We start from the raw sequence: 23,700 nt of genomic DNA, 5'->3' as shown, positions 1-23,700 counted from the left end.
GGGGCGGGCGACCGTCCGATCGGTGAGGAGACCCGGAACGCCAGGGTTCCGGTTGTGTGCGCGAGGCACGACCAGGTCGAAGCTGGGGAGGCCCCGGCCTGAGATTCCGCCCACAGTCCCCTGTGGGCGGGTGTATCTCTCATCTGCGTAGAACCTACGACAGGGGGTGGGCCGAGGACAGGGCCATCGGCGACCTGTCATCCACCCCGCACACGTTCTTCACACGCTCTGCGGTTCGCCACGCCAGGCGTGCGAAACGCAGCTCAGATGCGCGTTCGGGTGCTCGCGCAGGTGCTCGCCCGGTTCCCCTTCAGGCCCTCGTCCGGGTGCCCCCTCACGCGCTCGCTCAGATGCGGGCGAAGGCCTGCTCGATGATGTCGAGGCCCTCGTTCAGCAGGTCCTCGCCGATCACCAGCGGCGGCAGGAAGCGCAGTACGTTGCCGTAGGTGCCACAGGTCAGGACCAGCAGGCCCTCCTGGTGGCAGGCCTTGGCGAGCGCGGCGGTCGCCTCCGGGTCCGGCTCCTTGGTGTCGCGGTCCTTGACCAGCTCGATCGCGATCATCGCGCCGCGGCCCCGGACGTCGCCGATGACGTCGAACTTCTCGGCCATGGCGGTGAGGCGGGACTTCATGACCGCCTCGATGTTCTTCGCCCTGGCGTTGAGGTCCAGCTCCTTCATCGTCTCGATGGCACCGAGCGCGCCCGCGCAGGCCACCGGGTTGCCGCCGTAGGTCCCGCCGAGGCCGCCGGAGTGCGCGGCGTCCATGATCTCGGCGCGGCCGGTGACGGCGGCGAGCGGCAGACCGCCCGCGATGCCCTTCGCGGTGGTGATCAGGTCCGGGACGATGCCCTCGTCCTCGCAGGCGAACCACTGGCCGGTGCGGCAGAAGCCGGACTGGATCTCGTCGGCGACGAAGACGATGCCGTTGTCCTTGGCGAACTCGCTGATGGCGGGCAGGAAGCCCTTGGCCGGCTCGATGAAGCCGCCCTCGCCGAGCACCGGCTCGATGATGATCGCGGCCACGTTCTCCGCGCCGACCTGCTTGGTGATCTGGTCCACGGCCTGGGCGGCGGCCTCCGGGCCGGCGTTCTCGGCGCCCGTCGGCCAGCGGTAGCCGTAGGCGACCGGGACCCGGTAGACCTCGGGCGCGAACGGACCGAAGCCGTGCTTGTACGGCATGTTCTTCGCGGTCAGCGCCATCGTGAGGTTGGTCCGGCCGTGGTAACCGTGGTCGAACACGACCACGGCCTGCCGCTTGGTGTACGCACGCGCGATCTTGACGGCGTTCTCGACCGCCTCGGCGCCGCTGTTGAACAGGGCCGACTTCTTGGCGTGGTCGCCCGGCGTCAGCTCGGCCAGCGCCTCGGCGACGGCGACGTAGCCCTCGTACGGCGTCACCATGAAACAGGTGTGGGTGAAGTCGGCGAGCTGTGCGGAGGCCTTGCGCACGACGGCCTCGGCGGAGGCGCCGACGGAGGTCACCGCGATGCCGGAGCCGAAGTCGATCAGGCGGTTGCCGTCGACGTCCTCGATGACGCCGCCGCCCGCGCGCGCGGTGAAGACGGGCAGGACGGAGCCCACACCCTGCGCGACCACGGCCGTGCGGCGGGCCTGCAGCTCCTGCGACTTCGGGCCGGGGATGGCGGTGACGACGCGGCGCTCCTGCGGAAGTGCGGTCATGGGGGCTCCTGGGTCTTGCGGATCTTACGGACGCTTGCCTTCTTTTCTCGCAGGCTAGGACCGGGACCGGGGAGCGGGCATGCTCCATGTGGGCGTTGTCCGCGGTGCCGGTTGTCCGCGATGGACATGTGGTGGACGCGGCGGCACAGGGACACGTCGACGCGGGCCCGGCCGTGTAAGCGGTGAACTCCCCCTGGGAGGGCGTTAGATTGGCCCGCGGACGGTGGACGCGGCGGCTGGTCAGGGGGCAAGGGCGATGGACAGCGACGGGAACCGGGACGCGCGGGGTACGCATGCGAATCCTGTACCGCGTCCGGCGGGGCCTCCCGCGGTGCCCGCGGTGCCGCCGCGGCCGGGTCGGGCACCGGACGCACCGCCTCTGCCCGAACAGGCTCCCCGGCCCCCGTCCACCGTCGCGGCCTGGCTCGACACGGCGCGGCCGACCGCCCGGCCCGGGATCTGGCGGTACGGCCACAGCCCGCGGGAGACCCCGGAGCGGCTCGCCCCCGTGACGGTCGCCGGTCTGCTGATCCCGCTCGTGCTGGCGATCGGGGCGTGGTCCCTCTGGCGGAGCGGCTACTTCCCGTACAAGCACGTCCCCCTGCGGATGTTCACTCCCAACCACTGGTGGGAGGCGGTCACCGTGGCCACGCCCAAGCCGGTCGAGGGGCGCACGGTGGCGGAACCGGGGTGGGACGCGCTGATGATCTACGACGGCGTCTTCTTCGCCGTACTCGTTCTGACGGTGGGCGTGCTCGGCAGCTGGCGCGCCATCGTCCGCCACTACGTGAGCCGCATGGCCCAGCCGGTACGCGCCCTGGTGACCGTACTTCTCGCCCTCGTCGTCCTCAGCTTCGTCTTCCCCGATGCCTTCCCGGGCGTCGGATGGTCCCCGGTACCGGTCGTCGCTCCGCTGCTCTCCCTGACCGTGCTGATCTCGGACAGCTACGAGCTGATGGCCTCCTCCCTTTTCACGGACACGCTGTACGCGGTCGTCACGCTGCTCGTGGTCTGGCCGTTCGCCCGCCTCGGCGACTGGGTGCCGTACGCGAGAGGGCTGTTCGCCGCCCGCCGGGCGCCTGCCGTCCCCGGCACTCCCGTGCCCGTCCGCCCCCGCTCCCAGTGGCCCGCCCTCCACGACGCCGGCCAGCACGAGGCCGCCGAGTTGCTCACCGCCGAGGTCGCCCGCAGCCGTATGAACGACGTCGACTGCGTCCGTGTCGAGCACGCCTTCGCCGCTGCCCGGAGCGGTGCCACGCTGAACGCCTTCCGCGACACCGTCCTGCGTCAGGGCGGTGCGGCCTGGACGCACCCGTCCGGCGCCCGCGACCTGCCCCGCAGGGCCGCCCGCCACGACCTGCTCGCCGACCAGGTGCGGATCGGCCGCTGGGTGGCGGGCGAGTACACCCCCGAGCCCTACCACGACGCCGGAGCGGCCCTGGGCCCGGAGGTGCTCGGCACCTCGCTGCTCGCCGTCGGCCCCTCCGGGTCCGGCAAGACCCGCGGCCTCGTCGAGCCGGTGACCGAGGCACTCGCGCTGCAGGCGCTCACCGGGCGCTGTGCCCTCGTCACCGTCTCCGCCCCCGGCAGGCCGCTGGGAGCGGACGCGGCCTTCGACGTGATCGTGCGGATCGGTGATCCGTCCTCGGTGCACGACCTCGACCCGTACGCCGAGGCCGACGACCCGGACGAGGCGGCCGCGATCCTCGCCGAGGCGCTGGTGGGCGACCTCGAGGGCGGCGCGCAGGGCGCCGGCACCGCGTTGGCCCAGTTGCTCGGCCCGTTCCGGGCGGTGCACGGCCGCTTCCCCTCCCTGCCGGAGCTGCGCGAGTTGCTGGAGGGCGAGGACAGGGCGCTGAACCGGCTGGGGGAGGCGCTCGACGCGAGCGGGAACGACGTCATGCGCCGAGAACTCGAGGCGCGCGTCCGGCAGACGGGGCGGCCCGGCGACGCGGGCCGGGCCCTGGCCGACCGGCTGGCGTTGCTGAACCGGCCGGTGTTCGCGGACTTCTTCGGCGGCGGCGGTCCGGCCCGGTCGTTCTCCCTGCGGGCGATCGCCCACCATCCGCTGCGGGTGCGGATCGACCTCCCCGAGCGCGGCCACGAGGAGGCCGGCCGGGTGATCACCCGGTTGGTCCTCGCACAGTTCCACTCCGTCGTCAGGACGGGCCGACGGGAACACTTCGCCTGCCTGGTCCTGGACGACGCGACGGGAACGGTCACCGCGGAGTCGGTGCGCCGCATCCAGCGGCTGCGTTCGCAGAACGCGGGCGTGCTGCTCGCCCTGCGCACCGTCGGTGACGTCCCCGAGGCGCTCCACGGCCCGCTGTACGGGGCGGTGGGCTGCCGTATGGCCTTCTGCGGCGTCTCCACCTGGGACGGCAGCCGGTTCGCGCAGGCCTGGGGCACCGAGTGGGTGGAGACGACGGAGGTCGCCAAGCACACGGTCTTCGCCGACCAGCCGATGACCAGGGCCTTCCACGCGCTGCGCAAGCTGGTGACGGGCAAGGCGGTGACGACGGACGCGGTGACCGTGCGGCAGGTCGAGCGCGAGCGCTGGTCGGCGTCCGAGCTGGCGCACGCCGTGCCCGCGGGACACGCGGTGCTGTCGCTGACGACCGTCGAGGGGGAGCACGCGCCGCCGCTGCTGGTGGATCTGCGCGGGTGATCTGTCCGGGACGGGCGCCCGGGGACCGTACAGTGAGGCAGAATCGACACAGGTCGTTCATACGCGGCGGCCAAAAGATCACAGAGATCTCACAGACCGCGTCCCTCACACCATCAGCCCGCATCCCACACCCTCGCGCAGATCCGAAGGCCCAGGCCCCATGCCCCCCACGCTCGCCTCCCTCGTCCACCACTCCGCGCTGAAACTGACCGTGCGCGCGGGCGAGGACCGCCTCGACGTGCCGGTGCGCTGGGCGCACGTCAGCGAGCTCGCCGACCCCGTGCCGTACATGGAGGGCGGGGAGCTGCTGCTGATCACGGCGCTCAAGCTGGACGCCGCGGACCCCGAGGCGATGCACCGGTACGTGAAGCGGCTGGCGGGCGCCGGGGTGGTGGGGCTCGGGTTCGCCGTCGGGGTCAACTACGACGCCGTTCCCGAGGCGCTGGTCGAGGCCGCCCGGCAGGAGGGACTGCCGCTGCTGGAGGTGCCGCGCCGCACCCCCTTCCTTGCCATCAGCAAGGCCGTGTCCGCCGCGATCGCCGCCGACCAGTACCGGGCGGTCACCGCGGGGTTCGCCGCCCAGCGCGAGCTGACGAAGCGGGCGCTGACCGACGGCCCGGAGGGGCTGCTGGCCGCACTGGCCGCGCAGGTCGACGGCTGGGCGGCGCTGTACGACGCCTCGGGCGCCGTCGTCGCCGCCGCACCGGAGTGGGCGGGCCGCAGGGCCGCGCGGCTCACGGCGGACGTGGAGCGGCTGCGGGAGCGCCCCGCGCCGGCCTCCTCCGTCGTCGGCGGAGCCGAGAGCGCGGACCGCCCCGAGAACACCGACCGCGTCGAACTCCACTCCCTCGGCACCTCCCGCAGGCCTCGCTCCGCGCTCGCCGTCGGCACGGCTTCCGCCCTCGGCACCGCCGAGCGGTACGCCGTCCACTCCGCCATCGCCCTGCTGACGCTCATCACGGAACGCTCGCGCTCCCTGCACGAGGCGGGGCTGCGCATCGACGCGGCCGTACTGCGCATGCTGCTGGCCGGCGAACCGGACCACGCGCGCACCGTCGCGGGGGACCTGTACGGCGGCCTGCTGGACGCGCCCTTCCGGATGATCGTCGCCGAGTCGGCGTCGGCGTCCGCCGCGTGGGCGCACGCCGGGCCCCACGCGCGCGTGCCCGCCGCCAGGACCAGGCCGTCCGCCGCCGCGCTGGCCGCCGCCCACACCGACGGCGACCCGCTCGGCGCGCTCGCCGAGGTCGTCGAGTCCGCGGCAGCCCGGTCCGGTGAGGCGGTGCTGGTCGTCCCCGAGGGCGAGCGGCTGGTGGTGCTGGCCACGGACGGGGGCGCCGCCGTCGCCGCCTGCGTCGAGTACGCCTCCGCGCTGGAGTCCGGCCGCCCGGCACCGGAGCCGACGGCGGGCGGTGACGAGGAGGGCCTGGTCGTCGGTCTGTCGGCGCCGTCCGGGCCCATCGCCGCGTCCGCCGCGTACAAGCAGGCCGAACAGGCCCTGTCGGTGGCCCGCCGGCGCGGGCGGGCCTGCGTCGAGCACGAGCACCTGGCGGCCGGCTCGGTCCTTCCCCTCCTCGCCGACGACGCGGTGCGCGCCTTCGCCGACGGCCTGCTGCGGGCGCTGCGCGACCACGACGCCACCGGCCGGGGCGACCTGGTCGCCTCCCTGCGCGCCTGGCTCTCGCGCCACGGCCAGTGGGACGCGGCGGCCGCCGAACTCGGCGTCCACCGGCACACCCTCCGCTACCGGATGCGGCGGGTCGAGGAGATCCTGGGCCGCTCACTGGACGATCCGGACGTGCGGATGGAGCTGTGGCTGGCGCTCAAGGCGACGTCGGCCGAATAGCCGGTGCCCGGGGGCGCGGTCCCGGGGCGGAGGGGGCTGAGAGGGTGGCCGGGACGGCGTCCCTCGGTCACCCGCCCCCACTGCGCTCCGCCAAACAGGCCACAACGTCGAACCCTCGACCCCCACCACTACGACTCGGACAAACGCCCCTCACCGGGCCCCGCCCTACCGTGGACCCCGCACCCCCGTACACACCCCCAACGCGGAAGGGCCGGGACTCGACATGACTTCCACCCACGCCTTCTGGCTCGCCGGCCGCCAGGCCACCGGCGAGGCCACCTTCGACGTCACGTCCCCCTGGGACGGCAGCCGGGTCGGCACGGTGAGCCTGCCGACCGACGCGCAGGTCGAAGAGGCCGTGGCCGCCGCGTACGCCGTACGGGACGAGTTCGCCGCCACCCCCGCCCACACCCGCGCCGCGGCCCTGGACCACGTCAGCAGGCGTCTGGCGGAGCGCACCGAGGAGATCGCCCGCCTGATCTCGGCCGAGAACGGCAAGCCGGTCAAGTGGGCCCGCGGTGAGGTCGGCCGCGCGGTGTCCGTCTTCCGCTTCGCGGCCGAGGAGGCCCGCCGCTTCAACGGCGGCGAGGCCCAGCGCCTCGACACCGACGCGGGCGGCCAGGGCCGCCTCGCCCTCACCCGCCGTTTCCCCAAGGGCGTCGTCCTCGGCATCGCGCCGTTCAACTTCCCGCTGAACCTCTGCGCCCACAAGATCGCCCCCGCGATCGCCGCCGGTGCGCCGATCATCCTCAAGCCGGCACCCGCCACCCCCCTCTCCGGCCTCATCCTCGGCGAGCTGCTCGCCGAGACCGAGCTGCCCGCCGGTTCCTGGAGCATCCTCCCGGTGCCCAACGACCGCATGCCCGCCCTCGTCCGGGACGAGCGGCTGCCGGTCATCTCCTTCACCGGCTCCGAGACGGTCGGCTACGCGATCATGGACTCGGTGCCGCGCAAGCACTGCACGCTGGAGCTGGGCGGCAACGGCGCGGCCGTCGTCCTCGGCGACTGGGCGAGCGAGGAGGACCTGACCTGGGCCGCGAACCGCATCGCGACCTTCTCCAACTACCAGGGCGGCCAGTCCTGCATCTCCGTGCAGCGCGTGATCGCCGACGCCGCCGTGTACGACCGCCTGCTGCCGCGCATCGTCGCCGCCGTCGAGGCCCAGGTCACCGGCGACCCGAACGACGACGCGACGGACGTCGGGCCGCTGGTCAGCGAGGCCGCCGCCGAGCGCGTCGAGGCCTGGGTGCGGCAGGCGGTGGAGGCGGGGGCCACCCTCCACACCGGCGGCAAGCGCGACGGAGCCTCGTACGCGCCGACCGTCCTCACCGACCTCCCGGCCGACACCACCCTCGCCCGCGAGGAGGTCTTCGGCCCCGTCCTCAGCGTGCAGAGGGTGAACGGCGAGACCGAGGCGTTCGCCGCCGTCAACGACTCCAAGTACGGCCTCCAGGCAGGCGTGTTCACCCACGACCTCCAGACCGCCTTCCGCGCCCACCGCGCGCTGGAGGTCGGCGGCGTCGTCATCGGCGACGTCCCCTCCTACCGCGCCGACCAGATGCCGTACGGCGGCGCCAAGCAGTCCGGCGTGGGTCGCGAGGGCGTGAGGTTCGCGATGGACGACTACACCTACGAGCGGGTGCTGGTCCTGACGGGCCTCGCGCTCTGACCGGAGCCACACCGTAGAAGGCCGGCGGCCCGAGCCCACTGTGCGGGGGCTCGGGCCGCCGGCGCGTACCGGCACCCCGACCGTCCTCGTCCTCGCCCTCGGCACGGCTTCGCCCGGCCGGGGCGCCGGGTGCGGCACGGGCATCGGCGCCGCCGGCCGCCTAGCCACCCACCAACGCGACCACCAGCCGGTGCATGGCCGGCCGCGGGTCGGGGGAGCCGGGCCAGCCGGTCATCAGCAGGTGGTGGGCGGTGCCGACGACGGCGAGGGCCACGGTGTGCGGGCCGACGGTATCCGGCAGCCGTCCGAGGGCTTGCTCGGCCTCCAGATAGCCGGCTATCGCCTCCTGGATGGCGGCGAAGCCCGGGCCGCCGTCCCGCATGGCCTCGCGGACGCGCGCCGCCGCGGCCGGACGTGTCATGGCCAGGCCCGACAGAGCCGGGCCACCGCGGTCCAGAAGCGAGAGGGCCACGGCGTCGAGATTCCCGGCCACCGTGCCCCGCCCGGCCAGCTCCGCCATGGCCCGCGCCTGCTCCGCCGTCCGCGCGAAACGGTCGAGGCAGAGATCGGCCACGAACTCGTCGAGCCCCGCGAAGTGCGTGTGCAGCAGCCCCTTGGCGCAACCCGCCTCGGTGGTGACGGACCGGCTGGTGAGCGCGCCCGGCCCGTCCCGCTCCACGATCCTCTCGGCGGCCGCGAACAGTCGCTCGCGCACGTCCGGCGTCGCCACTCCACGGGGTGACATGGGCCTCGCTTCCTTTCGGCGTCCGGCGCCGCGAGTGGCGCAACCTCTCGGATCGTAAGGGGATTGCCAGTATGGGCGCACGCCCATAGCGTTTGGGCGAACGCCCATTCTTCGTTCCGTACGCTATGCGGGAGGCACCGTGTCGGAGATCGTCAACACCGAGCAGGCACAGGCGTGGAACGGCCCGGAAGGCGCCCACTGGGCGCGCAACCAGGACCGGTGGAACGCCGTGAACGAGGGCTTCAACGAGCCACTGCTCGACGCCGCCGGGCTCGCCGAGGGCCACCGGATCCTCGACCTCGGCTGCGGTTCCGGGCAGACCACGCGCCTCGCCGCCCTCCGGGCACCACGGGGCAGTGCCATGGGCCTCGACCTGTCCGGCCCCATGCTGGCCGAGGCACGGTCCCGGGCGGCGCGGGAGGGCATCACCAACGTCACGTTCACGCAGGGCGACGCACAGGCGTACGCCTTCGAGCCGGGCACGTTCGACGCGGCGATCAGCCGCTACGGGGTGATGTTCTTCTCCGACCCCGAAGCGGCCTTCCGCAACATCGGCCGGGCGGTGCGGCCCGGCGGACGCCTGGCGTTCGTCTGCCCGGCGGAGCCCGCGCTCAACGGCTGGGTGACGGCCATCGGAGCACTGCGCGACCTCCTGCCGCTCGGCGACTTCGACGCGCCGGGACGGCCCGGCATGTTCTCCCTGGCGTCCCCGGACCGGATTCGCGCGGTCCTCGCCGCCGCCGGGTTCTCCGGCGTGGCCGTCGACCGGGTCGAGGCGTACGGGGCCTGGGGGCGCGGAGCCGATGACGCCACGGAGTTCCTGCTGAACACGGGGCCCGGCAGGCATTTCCTGGGCCAGGCCGACACGGCCGTACAGGCCCGCGCCCGCCGCGTGCTCACCGACCATCTGCGCGCCCACGAGGCGGCCGACGGCACGGTCCGGCTGCGCAGCACGTCATGGCTGGTCACGGCGGACCGCCCGGCCGGTCCGGCGGCCGCCTCCTAGGCCGGGGAGGGGCCCGCCTCACTCGGGGAGCGGGCCCCGCAGCGTCGCGTGGGAGTGGTCCAGGTCCAACCGTGCGCACCCGGTGCCCGCCCTTCCCGACGGCAGGGCATCGTGAGGGCGCCGGCAGCGGCGCGGAACGGCGGAAGCTCCTGGTGGGGGCGGCCGCCGGTGCAGACCACCAGCCCGGGACTCCCTCGCACCAAGCCGGTTGACGCCTGCTGGAGCCGCGCCACCGGACCGGGCCGTGATCGCCGCCCATGAGCCGCGCCACCGGACCGGGCCGTGATCGCCGCCCATGAGCCGCGCCCGGTCCGGGCGGGCGGTGAGTCGGGGGTCCGGCACCGGTGGACACGCGCCGGTGCCGGACCCCTTCCTCCGGCCGGCTTGCTCCGGACCCTCAACCGGAGAAGCCGACGTGCGCGAGCCGCAGAGAGCCGCGCAGCCTGATGTGCAGATCGTGTACGCCCCCGGCGGCCATCCCGGCGCCGATGCCCACGTAGTCGTACGGTCCCGGCGTGGGCTCCGCAGGGGTCAGCACCGCCACCGTCGGGCCTCCGTCGAGGGCGACCTCCACGGTTCCCTCGCCCGCGACCGTCACCGTCACCCCCGTGACACCGGTTCCGAAGTCGCAGGCCCGGTAGAGCAGTTCGCCCTCCCGGCCCGGCACCGGCGTCACCGCGTCGCCCGCGAGCTTCGTCCGGTCGACGATCCGCGTGCCGCTCTGCCGGTCGAAGTCGACGGCCTCCAGGCCGCGTTCGCGGACGGGGCGCGGCGCGGCGGGTTCGCCGTCGAGGGGCACGGTGGCCGACAGCCGTACGTCCTCGCTGGAGGCACCCACCAGCAGGGCGTACGGGCCCGGTTCCAGCCGCCACCGGCCGTGCGCGACGTCCCAGAACGCGAACGCGGACAGGGGGAGTGCGAAGGACACCTCCGCCGTGCCGCCCGGGGCGAGGGTGAGCCTGCGGTGGGCGAGGAGTTCGCGGCGCGGGCGCGGGACCGACGGATTCTCCGCGCGGGCGTAGAGCTGGGCCACCTCGTCGGCGGTGACGTCCCCCGTGTTGGTGACCGTGAAGGACACGGACACCTCCCCGTCCTCGACGCGCACCGCCGGGTCCGTGTACGCGAAGGACGCGTACGACAGACCGTGCCCGAAGGGGAACAGCGGCGTCCCCTCGAAGTACAGGTAGGTCTGGCGGCCGCCGATCACGTCGTAGTCGAGCAGGTCCGGCAGGTCGGCGTCGTCGGCGTACCAGGTCTGCGGGAGCCGCCCGGCGGGGGAGACGTCACCGGCGAGGACCCGGGACAGCGCGGTGCCGGCCGCCTGGCCGCCGTGTGCCGTCCACAGCACCGCCGGGAGCGTCGCCGCGTCGACGGCGTACGGGTAGGCGGACACGAGCGTCAGTACGGTGTCCGGATTCGCCGTGCGGGCCGCGCGCAGCAGCCGTTCCTGGTGGGCGGGCAGCCGCAGCGTCGTACGGTCCTCGGTCTCCCGGCCGTTGATGTGCGGGTCGTTGCCCGCGATCACCACGACCACGTCCGCCTCCGCGGCCACCCGCGCCACCGCGTCCTCGCCGCGCTCGGTGACGACCAGTTCGAAGACCTCCGGTGTCTCGTCGCCCGGGGAGGTGACCGGAGCGGCAACCTTCACGCCGTCGGCGGCGACACAGACGTGACCACCCGTCCCCGTGTGCCGGAGGAGGTGCCCGCTCCCGTGGGGTTCCAGGCGGAACGTCTCCTGCACGACCCAGCCGCCGGGCTGGTCGGCGGAGGCGCGGACGAAGCCGTCCTCGGCGACCGAGAGGTAGCGGCCGTCGGGGGCGCGCAGGGTGAGGACGCCCTCGCCCCAGTCGACGAGTGCGAGTTCGGTGCCGGTGGCGTCGGTGGTGAGCGGCGGCAGGTCGGTGCGGCCGGCCAGCAGGGCGGGGTCGAGGGCGCCCTCGGTGCCGGGCGCGTCGCCGGGGGAGTCGTCCGACGGGGGCACGTGCAGGAAGGTACCGGCGGCGGTCTTCAGCCGGATCCGGTCCACGCCCTCCGCGAAGCTCACGCGCTCGGCACCGAACCGCTCGTACAGGCCCTCCAGCGGAGTGGAGCGGTGGATGAGCGTGCCGCTGTACCAGTCGAGCTTGCACTCGTCGGCGAGCAGACCGACGACCGCGACGCGGGTGCCGGGCGCCAGTGGCAGCACGCCGTCGTTCTTGAGCAGGACGATCGCCTGCTCGGCTGCCTCCAGGGCCAGCGCGCGGTGCTCCGGCGTGTCGAAGCCGGCGGTGGCGTCCGCGGTGACGGCGTACGGGTCGTGCTCCGGGTCGAACTCGCCGAGCCGGAAACGGACCGACAACTGCCGTCGCACGGCCGCGTCGACGTCGGCCTCGGTCAGCAGGCCCCGCTCCAGGGCGCCCCGGACGCGTGCGACGGTCGCCGAGGAGTCCGTGCCGTGGTCGGTGAAGCTGTCCACCCCGGCCCGCAGCGCGGCGGCGGTCGCCTCCTCGTGGGTGTCGAAGTAGTGCTCGGAGTCGACCAGGTTGGAGGGGGCGCCCGCGTCCGAGCAGACCAGCAGGTCGTCCTCCGTCCACGCGCGCAGGTGTTCCCGCAGGTACGGGGAGACGTGGTTGGGACGGCCGTTGACCAGGTTGTAGGCCGGCATCACCCCGGCCACGGCGCCCGCCTCGACCGTCTCGCGGAAGGCGCGCAGGTCGTACTCGTGCAGGACGCGCGGACGGACGGACGACGAGCACGTGTCCCGGTCGGTCTCGTTGTTGTGCGCGAGCCAGTGCTTGAGGACGGGCGCGGTGCGCCAGTACGTCGGATGCCCGCCGCGCAGGCCGCGGGTGTAGGCGGTGGCGATGGCCGAGGTGAGCCTCGGATCCTCGGAGTAGCCCTCCTCGCCCCGGCCCCACAGGGGGTGGCGCAGCAGGTTCACGGTCGGGGCCCAGACGTTGAGGCCGACGCGGTCGTCGCGGGCGCGCATCGCCCGGGCCTCCTTGGACACCGCCTCGCCGATCCGGCGCACCAGGTCCTCGTTCCAGGTGGCGCCGAGCCCCACGGCCTGCGGGAAGACGGTCGCCGGGCCCATCCAGGCCACGCCGTGCAGCGCTTCCTGGCCGGTGCGGAAGGCGGCGATGCCGAGCCGTTCGACGGCGGGTGTGAACTGGTGCAGGAACCCGGTCTTCTCGTCGAGCGTGAGCCGCGACATCAGGTCGTCGACGCGCTTCGTGAACGGCAGGTGCGGATCACGGAATGGCGGCGTGGGCGGCGTGGGTGCGGTCACGTGGAGTTCCCTTGCGATGGTGCGGCCAGGCGCTTTCGAAGCGCTTCGATGCTCAGTCGGCCCGGGGGTGGGTGTCAAGCCACTTGGCGACAACGCCTCCGACTTCTCCTCGCAACCCGGGCGTTACAAGAGCCGGTTCGGCCACTCATGTCTCCCCGACACCTCGGAGGAATTCTGGAGTCGACTCTTGTGCACCCCCAGGCGTTCACTTAACCTCGCAGCAACATCGAAGCGCTTCGACTACGAGGCTCCCACCCGGAAGTGCCCCTGGTGCGCCTGGTGCACCCGGTGCACCCGGTGCACCTTGAGGTTGCGACGGAAACCGGGCAGTCCTCCGACGACCGCTTCAGCTCAGCCAGTTCCACTCGAGACACCGCAGCCGACGGCCACCGCCGGGTGTCCTGGTGCGCCACGAAGGGTTGACGCAATGACGCCGAACGCCGCCTCCGGCCCCAGCCGGAGAAAGTTCCTCGCCTCCACGGCGGTCGCCACCGCAGCGGTGGCGGGAGGGCTGCCGCTGCTCTCCGCCTGCGGCGGATCCGAGGGCGGCTCGAGGGACGGCACCACGTCGGACAAGGACGCCAGGGAACTGCTGCCGGCGTTCGTGGCCGGCAACGTGGTCACGCCGGACATCCCCAGCAAGAACGGCTCCTCGATCGGCTTCACCAGCAAGCTGGACCTCGCGGACCTGAAGACCTCGGTGCCCGAGAAGCTCGGCAAAGGCGGTGAGGTCACCGTCATGTCGCCGTTCTGGGGCTCACCGCCCGACGGCGGCAACGCCTACTACCGGGCGATGAACGACATGATCGGCGTCGACGTCCGGTGGCAGAACCAGGACGGCAACACCTACGAGCAGAAGCTCGGCGCGGTCCTCGCCTCCAGCGACGTCCCGGACGTGGTGGTCGTCCCGAGCTGGAACATGAACGGACGGATACCCAGCGCCATCACGGGCAAGTTCGCCGACCTCGGCCCCTACCTGTCCGGGGACGCGGTCAAGGACTACCCGAACCTCGCGGCGATCCCGACGGACGCCTGGCGGCGCTCCATCTTCGGCGGCAAGCTGCGCGGCCTGCCGCAGCCGGCCCCCTACGTCACCGGCATCGTGCCCCTCTACCGCAAGGACGTCTTCGAGAAGGAGGGGTACGAGGTCCCGCGCTCGGCGGACGAGTTCATGGCACTGGCCAAGGACATCACCAACGCCAAGGCGAAGCGGTGGGCCTGCCTGGACATGAAGTGGACCGCCTTCCAGGCCTTCGGCGTGCTCTCCGGCAGCGAGAAGCCGCTCGGCTGGAACCTCGTCGACGGCAAGATGGTGTACCGCATCGAGACCGACGAGTACCTCGAGGCACTGGAGTGGACCCGCAAGCTGTTCGCCGCCGGCGTCGTCCACCCGGACGCCAAGCTGGGCAAGAGCCAGGCCACCGACCCGGGTCCGAAGTTCGCGGCGGGCGAGTTCCTCATCTACGCCAACAACATCTCCCAGTGGTGGAGCCGCACCGCCGAACAGGCCGTGCAGAACCCGGAGTTCGAGGTCTGGGGCATGGACGTCTTCGGCCACGACGGCGGCGACCCGACCCTGTGGGCCGAACAGCCCGCCGGCATCTTCGCCTTCGTCAACAAGGAGGCGTCGAAGGACGTGATCCGCGACGTGCTGGCCGTCGCCAACGTCACCGCCGCGCCGTACGGCACCAAGGAGTACATGGCCACCAACTACGGCGTGGAGGGCACCCACTACACCGTGAAGGACGGCGTCCCCACCAAGACCGAGCAGGGCAACATCGACGTGCTGAACGCCTACGTGATGGTCGCCAGCCCCGCACCGACCACCGCGCACCCCGACTTCCCCGAGGTCGCCAGGGGCCAGGTGGAGTGGCAGCAGCGGATGGGCGCCTTCACCAAGAAGTCCGCCTTCTACGGCATGCAGATCACCGAACCCACCCGCTACACCAACCTCTCCAACGACTTCGAGCAGCTCGAGGACGACATCGTGCGCGGCCGCAAGAAGATCGGCGACATGCAGCAGGCCGTCTCCGACTGGCGGAGCAAGGGCGGTGACGAACTGCGCGACTGGTACAAGAAGCTGCTCGACGACAGCGGCTCCGCCGCGAGCTGACCGGCACCGAGGCAAGGAGAACGGCCGTGTCCCACAGCACGGTGCCTCGGAGCAGGGCCGAGGCCGAAGCGACGGAGAAGACCCCCGGGGCGCCCGACGGCGCCACCGGCACCGGGAAGAAACCACCCGCCGGAAAGCTGAGCCTGCGGCTGAGGTTCCGGCGCGACCGCGCGCTGCTGCTGATGACGCTGCCGGCCGTGCTGCTGGTGCTGCTCTTCAACTACCTGCCGATCCTCGGCAACGTCGTCGCCTTCCAGAACTACGACCCCTACATCAGCGACAACGGGATCGTCTCCATCCTGCACAGCCCCTGGGTGGGGCTGGAGAACTTCCAGCGCATCTTCGAGGACTCGGCCTTCTGGAACGCCGTACAGAACACCCTGGTGCTGTTCTTCCTCCAGCTGGTGCTGTACTTCCCGATCCCCATCCTGCTCGCGCTCCTGATCAACAGCGTGGTCCGGCCCCGGGTGCGGGCCATCTCGCAGGCCATCCTCTACCTGCCGCACTTCTTCTCGTGGGTGCTGGTCGTCGCCGTCTTCCAGCAGCTCCTCGGCGGCGCCGGGCTCCTGTCCACGCTGCTGCGCGACCACGGGTACGACGGACTCAGCGTCATGACCGACCCCGACACCTTCAAGTTCCTGGTCACCGCGCAGAGCGTGTGGAAGGACGCGGGATGGGGGATCATCGTCTTCCTCGCCGCGCTGGCCTCGGTCAGCCCCGACCTCTACGAGGCGGCGGCGATGGACGGCGCCAACCGCTGGCGCCGCATGTGGCACGTCACGCTGCCCGCACTGCGCCCGGTGATCGCCCTGCTCCTGGTGCTGCGCGTCGGTGACGCCCTGACCGTCGGCTTCGAACAGATCCTGTTGCAACGCGACGCCGTCGGACCGGGAGCGGCGGAGGTCCTGGACACCTTCGTGTGGTGGAACGGTGTGCGCAACCAGGACTTCGGCTTCGCGGCCGCGGCGGGGCTCGTCAAGGGCGTCATCAGTCTCGGCCTGGTCCTGATAGCGAACAAGGTGGCCCACCTCATGGGCGAGCAGGGGGTGTACAAGAAGTGACCGCCGTCATCGACAAGCCCGCACGCACGCCCGGCCGCTGGGCGGCCCCGCCCCGGCCGGTGTGGGAGGAGAAGCCCGGCCCGGCCGGGCTCGCGGCCAAGGGGCTGGTCCTGCTCCTCGCCTGCCTGGCCATCCTGTTCCCGCTGTGGATCGTCGTGGTCACCAGCCTGTCCACGCGCAAGGCCATCGACGAGGCCGGCGGTCTGGTGATGATCCCGACGGACGTCACCTTCGTCGCCTACCAGGAACTGCTCAGCGGCGGCCAGGTCACCCGCGCCGCGGCCGTCAGCATCGGCGTCACCCTGGTCGGCACCCTGTTCTCGATGGCGGTGTCGGTGCTGTGCGCCTACGGCCTGTCCCGCAGCGGGTCCCTCGGCCACCGCTGGGTCCTGATGGTCCTGCTGGCCACCATGTTCTTCAGCGCCGGCCTCATCCCCACCTACCTGCTGGTGCAGTCGCTGGGACTGACGGACAGCTATCTCGCGCTGATCCTGCCCAGCGCGATCAGCGTCTTCAACATCCTGGTGCTGCGCGGCTTCTTCATGGGCATCTCCCAGGAGCTGATCGACAGCGCCCGGATCGACGGCGCCGGCGACTTCCGCATCCTGTGGCGGATCGTGATGCCCCTGTCGCGGGCGGTCCTCGCGGTGATCACGCTGTTCTACGCCGTCGGGTACTGGAGCGCCTGGTTCAACGCCTCCCTGTACCTGAACGACCAGGACATGATGCCCCTGCAGAACGTGATGATCCAACTGGTGCAGAAGCAGGAGGCGCCGGTCGGCCTCGGCCAGGCGATCAAGACCGGGGAACTGTCCGGCCTCGCCGTGCAGATGGCCGTGATGGTCATGGCCCTGCTGCCGGTGGCCGTGCTGTCGCCGTTCGTCCAGCGGCACTTCAAGAAGGGGATGCTCACGGGCGCGGTCAAGGGCTGAGGCGCCAGGCGGGTGTGGCCGCTTCGGCCGTCGCGCCGTAGCGCCATCGCGCCGTAGCGGCTCCTCGCGCCCCGCGACGGAGCCGCACATCCGCACCGCCCAGTGCCCGGGTCTCCTCCATCCTCCGCCCATCCCAGAACGAGGTATGTCATGCACGCGTTCCCCCCGAGCCGGCGTGCTGTACTCGCCGGAACCGCGGCCGCCGCCGCACTCACCGCCGTTCCCTTCACCCCCGGCCGCGCCCAAGCCGCCGAGGAGACCGGGGGAGCCCGCCCCTACCGCTGGCGCAACGTCGTCATCGGCGGCACCGGGTTCATCACCGGTGTCCTGTTCCACCCCCGTGTCCGCGGGCTCGCCTACGCGCGTACCGACATCGGCGGCGCCTACCGCTGGGACGACCGGGCCGCCCGCTGGGTGCCGCTCCTGGACCACCTCGGCTGGGACGACTGGAACCTCCTCGGCGTCGAGGCGATGGCCGTCGACCCCGCCCACCCGGACCGGCTCTACCTGGCCTGCGGCACCTATGCCCAGGCATGGGCGGGCAACGGCGCGATCCTGCGCTCCGACGACCGGGGCAGGACCTGGCGGCGCACCGACCTCACCGTGAAACTCGGTGCCAACGAGGACGGCCGGGGCACCGGCGAGCGGCTCCTGGTCGACCCGCGCGACAGTGACACCCTGTGGCTGGGCACCCGGCACGACGGCCTGTGGAAGTCGACGGACCGGGGCACCACCTGGGCCTCCGCCACCGGCTTCCCGGCCTCCCCGAGCGCCACCGGCCAGGGCGTCACCCTCCTCGCCGCCGCCCACCGCACCGTCTACGCCGGCTGGGGCGACGCCGACGGCACCTCGCCGAACCTCTTCCGCACGCGGGACGGCACCGACTGGCAGCCCGTCGACGGGCAGCCCTCCGGCACCGCGGCCAAGGTCCCGATCCGCGCCGCGTACGACCGGTACACCCGCGAGCTGTACGTGACGTACGCCGACGCACCGGGCCCGAACGGCCAGTCGACCGGCAGTGTGCACAAGCTCCACACGATGAGAGGCCGCTGGAGCGAGGTCACGCCCGTCGAACCCGGCGGCACCACCCCCGACGGCTCCACCGACGGCTTCGGCTACGGCGGCGTCGCCGTCGACGCCCGCCGCCCCGGCACCGTCGTCGTCTCCACCAACAACCGCTGGGCGGCGGTCGACACCCTCTTCCGGACCACCGACGGCGGCCGCACCTGGACGTCGCTGAAGGACTCGGCCGTCTTCGACGTCTCCGAGACCCCGTACCTCAAGTGGGGTGAGGAGCAGCCCAAGTTCGGCTGGTGGATCCAGGCCGTCGCCCTCGACCCGTACGACTCCGGGCACCTCGTGTACGGCACCGGCGCCACCCTCTACGGCACCCGCGACCTGCGCCACTGGGCCCCGCAGATCCGCGGCCTGGAGGAGGCGTCCGTGACCCAGCTGGTCTCGCCCCCGGTCGGCAGGGCGCACCTGCTCAGCGGATCGCGGGACATCGGCGTCATGTACCACGAACGGCTCACGGCCTCTCCGGCACGCGGCATGGCGACGAACCCCGTGTCCGGGTCGGCGACGGGACTCGCACAGGCGGCGCGCAGACCGGCCTACGTCGTCCGGGCGGGCTGGGGCGAGAACGGCAACGGCGCGTACTCCCGCGACGGCGGACGGACCTGGGCGCCCTTCGCGGCCCAGCCCGGCATCGCCGAGAACGCACCGGGACCGATCGCCACCAACGCCGACGGCAGCGTGCTGCTGTGGTCCTTCGTGCACTGGGACGGCACGAAGCACCCCGCCCACCGCTCGGTGGACAACGGCACCACCTGGTCCGAGATCCCCTCCTTCCCGAAGGGCGCCACGCCGGTCGCCGACCCGGCCGACCCGACGCTCTTCTACGCATACGACACCGACACGGGAACGCTGCTCGCCAGCACTGACGGCGGCCGGTCCTTCACCGTCCGGGCGGGCGGACTGCCGGCCGGCGACAGCCAGTACAAGCTGGTGGCGGCGCCCGGCCGGACCGGCGACCTGTGGCTGAGCACCAAGTCCAACGGTCTCCACCGCTCCACCGACGGCGGCCGGAGCTTCACCAGGGTCGAAAGCTGCCGGGCCTCCCACACCCTCGGCTTCGGCAAGGCCGCGGACGGCGCCGGCTACCCGGCGATCTACCAGGTCGGCTCCACCGGGGCCGTCACCGCCGTCTACCGCTCCGACGACGAGGCGAAGAGCTGGACGCGGATCAACGACGACCAGCACCAGTGGGGGTGGACCGGCGAGACGATCACCGGCGACCCGCGCGTGTACGGCCGCGTCTACCTCGCCACCAACGGACGCGGCATCCAGTACGGGGAGCCGAGCTGATGCCCAACCTGTCGGACACCACCCGCCGCCGCATCCTCTACGGCGGCGACTACAACCCCGAGCAGTGGCCCGAGGAGACCTGGCACGAGGACGTCCGCCTGATGAGGGCCGCCGGCGTCAACTCCGTCACCCTCGGCGTCTTCTCCTGGTCGAGACTCGAACCCCGCCCCGGCGTCCACGACTTCGGCTGGCTGGACCGCCTGATGGACCTGACGCACACCAACGGCATCGGCGTCGTCCTGGCCACCCCCACCTCCTCGCCGCCGCCCTGGCTGGGCCGGCTCCACCCGGACACCCTGCCCCGCGACGAGGACGGCCGCACCGAGTGGTGGGGCGGCCGGCAGCACTTCTCGCACTCCAGCGCCACCTACCGCCGGCACGCCGCCGCCATCACCGAGGCCCTGGCCGCCCGCTACGCCGGCCACCCCGCCCTCACCATGTGGCACATCAACAACGAGTACTGCACCTACGACCACGGCGACGAGGCCGCCACCCGCTTCCGCCGCTGGCTCCAGGACCGCTACGGCACCCTCGACGCCCTCAACACCGCCTGGGGCACCGCCTTCTGGAGCCAGGGCTACGGCGACTGGGCGGAGATCCTGCCGGCCCGCCGCGCCCATTACCTGAGGAACCCGGCCCAGGTCCTCGACTTCCGTCGCTTCACCTCCGACATGCTCCTGGAGTGCTACGCCGCCGAACGCGACATCGTCCGCCGCCACACCCCGCACCTGCCGGTCACCACCAACTTCATGCCGCTCTGGTCCGGCCAGGACGCCTGGCGCTGGGCCGAGGAGGAGGACGTCGTCTCCGTCGACCTCTATCCCGACCCGCGCGACCCCCTCGGCGCCCAGGAAGGCGCCCTGGTCCAGGACATGACCCGCTCCCAGGCGCGCGGCCCGTGGATGCTCATGGAACAGGCGGCCGGCCCCGTCAACTGGCGCGGCGCCAACCACCCCAAGCCGCGCGGCCTCAACCGCCTGTGGTCCCTCCAGGCCGTGGCCCGCGGCGCCGACGCCGTCTGCTACTTCCAGTGGCGCCAGTCGAGGCAGGGCGCCGAGAAGTTCCACTCCGGGATGGTCTCCCACGCGGGGGCGGAGGGCCGTACGTACCAGGAGGTCAAGCAGCTCGGCGCCGACCTCGCGAAGCTCGGCCCGCACGCGGCGGACGGCACCGTCACCGCCGGCATCGCCGTCCTGCACGACTGGCACTCCTGGTGGGCCGGCGCCCAGGACGGCCGCCTCTCCACCCGCTTCGACTACCCCGACGTCCTGCGCGCCTGGCACCGCGCCCTGTGGGAGGCCCACCTCACCACCGACTTCGCCCACCCGGAACACGACCTGTCCCCGTACAAGGCGGTCGTCGTACCCCAGCTCTACGCCCTCACGGACGCGGCGATCGACAACCTCCTCGCCTACGCGCGCGGTGGCGGCACCCTCGTCTGCGGTTTCCTCACCGGCGTCGCCGACGAGGACGACCGGGTCAGGCCCGGCGGCATGGACGCCCGGCTGCGCGACCTGTTCGGCATCCGCACCCTGCACGAATGGTGGCCCCTGGAGACGGACGAGACGGCGCCCTGCGACGGCTTTGGCGGCACCCTCTGGTCGGAGGAGATCGAACCGGACGGCACCGCCACCGAGACCGTCCTCTACAAGGGCGGCGAGCTGGACGGAATGCCGGCCGTCCTGCGCAAGGGCCGTGCCTGGTACCTCTCCACCCTCCCCGAGCCGGCGGCGCTGCGTGACCTGCTCGCCCGCATCGCCGCCGACGCGGGCGCCCGCCCGGTGCTCGACGGTCTCCCGGCCGCCGTCGAGGCCGTACGCCGCGGCGACCTGCTGTTCCTCCTCCACCACGGCCGTGACCCGGTCACCGTCGACGTCCCGGGCACCCACCGCGACCTGCTGACCGACGCGACCGTCACCGACCGCGTCACCCTCGACCGCTACGGCGTGGCGGTCCTCACGGAGCCGGCCTCATGAGCGATACGCCCATGGCCGACGGGTCCACGGCCGACGGGTCCATGGGCGACGGGTCCACCGCCGACGAGTCCACGGCCGACGGGTCCACCGCCGACGGGTCCATGGCCCCTACGCCCCTGAGCGGTACGCCCATGACCGGCGGCCCCGTGCACGGCACCTGGGAGCCCGAACCCGCCGCCCGCTGGGAGGACGCCTTCCTGAGCGGCAACGGCCACCACGGCGCCCTCGTGTTCGGTGATCCGAACGCCGACCGTGTCATCGTCACCCACCACACCCTCGTCCGCCCGAACGGCGACGACGAGCACCGTCGGCCACCCCGGCTCGCCGCCGAACTCCCCGTCCTCCAGGACCGCCTGCTGGCCGGCGACACGACGGCCGCGGAGAGCTTCACCGACGGCCGCCCGAAACAATGGGTACGCCCCTTCCACCCCGCCTTCCAGCTCCGCCTGAACAGACCCCCCGGCGACACCCGCGCCTCCTACCGCCGCTTCGTCGACTTCACCACCGGCGAGACGACCGCCACCTGCGGAGCCTGGACCAGCCGCGTCTTCGTCTCCCGCGCCGACGACGTCATCGTCCAGCGCGTCACCGCCCCGCACCTCACCCTCGACCTGTCCCTCGACCCCCGCCTGCCCGGCGCCCCCGCCGGGCTGGGCGTCGGCCATGGCGCCGTCCTCACCCCCGGGGGCGCCCTGCTCAGCCTGCGCGCCCGCTACCCCGGCAGCGAGCTGGCGTACACCGGCGTCACCCTGGTCGCGGTCACCGGCGGCACCACGAAACTGGTTCCGCCCGGCGTCCTCGTCGAGGGCGCCACGGAGGTCCTGCTCCTCACCCGGGTGCGCCGCCACACCGGCGAGCTGGACGTGGTCGCCGAGGGCCGCGCCCTGCGCGACCTGCCGGACGGGACGCGGTACGAGGGCCTCCTCGACCGCCACCTCGCCCTCCACCGCACCGCCTACGACCGCGTCACCCTCGACCTCGCCGCCGACCCGGCCGAACGCGCCCTGCCCGGCTCCGCGCTGCTCGCACGCCCGCGCGGCACGGCCCTTGTGGAACGGCTCTTCGCGGCCGGCCGCTACCATCTGCTCTCCGCCAGCGGGATGCTCCCGCCCCGCCTGACCGGCCTGTGGACCGGCGACTGGAACACGGCCTGGTCCGGGGCGTTCACCACCAACGCCAACCTCAACCTCCAGACCGCCTCCGCCGCGACCGCCGCCCTCCCCGAGGTCACCGAGGCCCACGCCGCCCTCGTCCACGGGCAGCTCCCCCACTGGCGGGACAACGCCCGCGCCGTCTTCGGCACCCGGGGCGTCGTCGCACCGTCGCACACCGACGGCGAGTCCGGGCACACTTACCACTTCAGCCGCGAGTACCCGCTCCACCTGTGGACGGCGGGCGCCGACTGGCTGCTCAAGCCCCTCGTCGACCACGACGAGACGTACGGCACCCGCGATCCCCGCACCACCGCCGCGCTCGCCGAAGCCGCCCTGTTCTACGAGGACTTCCTCACCCGGACCGACGCCGAAGGACACGCGGTCGTGGTCCCCTCCTACTCGCCCGAGAACCGGCCCGCCAACGCCAGTTGGGGCACGGTCAACGCGGCCATGGACCTCTCCGCCGCCCGGCACGCCCTGCTGACCGCCGCCGACCGCCACCCCGGGCACGCCGACCGCTGGCGCAGCCTCGCCGACCGCCTCCCCCCACACCGGACCAACGCCGACGGTGCCCTGGCGGAGTGGGCGTGGCCGGGCCTGGCGGACACCTACGACCACCGCCACCTCAGCCACCTCTACGGCGTCTGGCCGCTCGACGAGATCAACCCGTACGACACCCCCGAGCTGGCCGAAGCCGCCCGTCGCGCCCTCGCACTGCGCGGCGCCGAGAACGACTCCGCCCACGGCCACCTCCACCACGCACTGATCGCGGCCCGCCTCCGGGACTCCGAGCGGGTCGCCCACGCCCTCGGCCAGGTGCTCGACGGCGACTTCTTCCACGCGTCCCTGATGAGCGCCCACTATCCCCGCCGCGACGTCTACAACGCCGACGCCGCGCACGCCCTCCCGGCCGTGCTCATCGAGATGCTCGTGCAGTCCACCCCGGACCGGCTGGTTCTGCTCCCCGCGCTCCCGGAGAGCTGCCGCGAGGGGCGGCTCACGGGCGTACGCACCCGGTTCGGAGCGGAGCTCGACCTCGGCTGGACGGCCGACGGCACGGCGACGGCCGTCCTGCGCCCGGGCCGCACCCACCGCATCGAACTGAGAACTCCCGCCGGCGCCGAACCGCTCGACCTCGCCGCCGGAGAGGACCGCGTCATCAGCGTCAAGGCGCGGTAGCACCACCGCAACTCCCCCCACCCATGGAAGGAAAC

13 protein-coding genes are annotated in these 23,700 nt (G+C 72.9%); 10 read left to right on the top strand and 3 right to left on the bottom strand.

The window, feature by feature from the left end; translation table 11 throughout:
- Window positions 1–346: 346 nt before the first annotated feature.
- A complete protein-coding gene (gene gabT / locus ACZ4V1_RS33890; protein WP_468344322.1) occupies window positions 347–1,681 on the bottom strand; it encodes a 4-aminobutyrate--2-oxoglutarate transaminase in 1,335 nt (444 codons plus the stop codon).
- Between the two features lie 256 nt (window positions 1,682–1,937).
- Here gabT and ACZ4V1_RS33885 point away from each other — a divergent pair, with 256 nt between their 5' ends.
- The 3 genes from ACZ4V1_RS33885 to ACZ4V1_RS33875 all read left to right on the top strand — a co-directional run bounded on the left by ACZ4V1_RS33885 (window position 1,938) and on the right by ACZ4V1_RS33875 (window position 7,864).
- Window positions 1,938–4,349 carry an ATP/GTP-binding protein gene (locus ACZ4V1_RS33885; protein WP_468344319.1) on the top strand — a complete coding sequence of 804 codons (2,412 nt, stop codon included), beginning with the start codon at window positions 1,938–1,940 and terminating at the stop codon, window positions 4,347–4,349.
- A gap of 160 nt (window positions 4,350–4,509) precedes the next feature.
- A complete protein-coding gene (locus ACZ4V1_RS33880; RefSeq protein WP_468344316.1) occupies window positions 4,510–6,195 on the top strand; it encodes a PucR family transcriptional regulator in 1,686 nt (561 codons plus the stop codon).
- A 223-nt stretch (window positions 6,196–6,418) separates the two neighbouring features.
- Complete coding sequence (locus ACZ4V1_RS33875) at window positions 6,419–7,864, top strand: aldehyde dehydrogenase family protein (RefSeq protein WP_468344313.1); 1,446 nt, start codon at window positions 6,419–6,421, stop codon at window positions 7,862–7,864.
- Between the two features lie 160 nt (window positions 7,865–8,024).
- On the opposite strand, the gene ACZ4V1_RS33870 is transcribed toward ACZ4V1_RS33875, so the two are convergent.
- On the bottom strand, window positions 8,025–8,609 hold the full coding sequence (locus ACZ4V1_RS33870; protein WP_468344310.1) for a TetR/AcrR family transcriptional regulator: 585 nt from the start codon (window positions 8,607–8,609) through the stop codon (window positions 8,025–8,027).
- Window positions 8,610–8,748: 139 nt separating this feature from the next.
- Here ACZ4V1_RS33870 and ACZ4V1_RS33865 point away from each other — a divergent pair, with 139 nt between their 5' ends.
- Window positions 8,749–9,615 carry a class I SAM-dependent methyltransferase gene (locus tag ACZ4V1_RS33865; protein WP_468344307.1) on the top strand — a complete coding sequence of 289 codons (867 nt, stop codon included), beginning with the start codon at window positions 8,749–8,751 and terminating at the stop codon, window positions 9,613–9,615.
- Between the two features lie 397 nt (window positions 9,616–10,012).
- Here the strand turns inward: ACZ4V1_RS33865 and ACZ4V1_RS33860 are convergent, their stop codons facing one another.
- The gene (locus ACZ4V1_RS33860) at window positions 10,013–12,883 is read right to left on the bottom strand and encodes a glycoside hydrolase family 3 C-terminal domain-containing protein (RefSeq protein WP_468344304.1); all 2,871 of its coding nucleotides are present in this window, start codon (window positions 12,881–12,883) and stop codon (window positions 10,013–10,015) included.
- Window positions 12,884–13,310: 427 nt separating this feature from the next.
- On the opposite strand from ACZ4V1_RS33860, the gene ACZ4V1_RS33855 reads away from it, so the two are divergent.
- From ACZ4V1_RS33855 to ACZ4V1_RS33830, 6 genes are all read left to right on the top strand, one after another.
- A complete protein-coding gene (locus ACZ4V1_RS33855) occupies window positions 13,311–14,996 on the top strand; it encodes an extracellular solute-binding protein (RefSeq protein ID WP_468344301.1) in 1,686 nt (561 codons plus the stop codon).
- 26 nt (window positions 14,997–15,022) lie between these two features.
- On the top strand, window positions 15,023–16,057 hold the full coding sequence (locus tag ACZ4V1_RS33850) for an ABC transporter permease (protein ID WP_468344298.1): 1,035 nt from the start codon (window positions 15,023–15,025) through the stop codon (window positions 16,055–16,057).
- Window positions 16,054–16,989: a carbohydrate ABC transporter permease gene (locus ACZ4V1_RS33845; RefSeq protein ID WP_468344295.1), complete on the top strand. Its 936-nt coding sequence runs from the start codon at window positions 16,054–16,056 to the stop codon at window positions 16,987–16,989. Before ACZ4V1_RS33850 ends, ACZ4V1_RS33845 begins: the two co-directional genes overlap by 4 nt.
- Window positions 16,990–17,139: 150 nt before the next feature.
- Complete coding sequence (locus tag ACZ4V1_RS33840) at window positions 17,140–19,356, top strand: 1,4-beta-glucanase (protein WP_468344292.1); 2,217 nt, start codon at window positions 17,140–17,142, stop codon at window positions 19,354–19,356.
- Window positions 19,356–21,332: a beta-galactosidase gene (locus tag ACZ4V1_RS33835; RefSeq protein ID WP_468344289.1), complete on the top strand. Its 1,977-nt coding sequence runs from the start codon at window positions 19,356–19,358 to the stop codon at window positions 21,330–21,332. The genes ACZ4V1_RS33840 and ACZ4V1_RS33835 overlap by 1 nt, the downstream gene beginning before the upstream one ends.
- Before the next feature lie 131 nt (window positions 21,333–21,463).
- Window positions 21,464–23,665: a glycosyl hydrolase family 95 catalytic domain-containing protein gene (locus ACZ4V1_RS33830; RefSeq protein ID WP_468344369.1), complete on the top strand. Its 2,202-nt coding sequence runs from the start codon at window positions 21,464–21,466 to the stop codon at window positions 23,663–23,665.
- Window positions 23,666–23,700: the final 35 nt, after the last annotated feature.

Source organism: Streptomyces sp. NPDC028991 (assembly GCF_055564775.1).
Note: the sequence above shows the minus strand (reverse complement) of the source record. Positions and strands in the feature narration are given on the sequence as shown.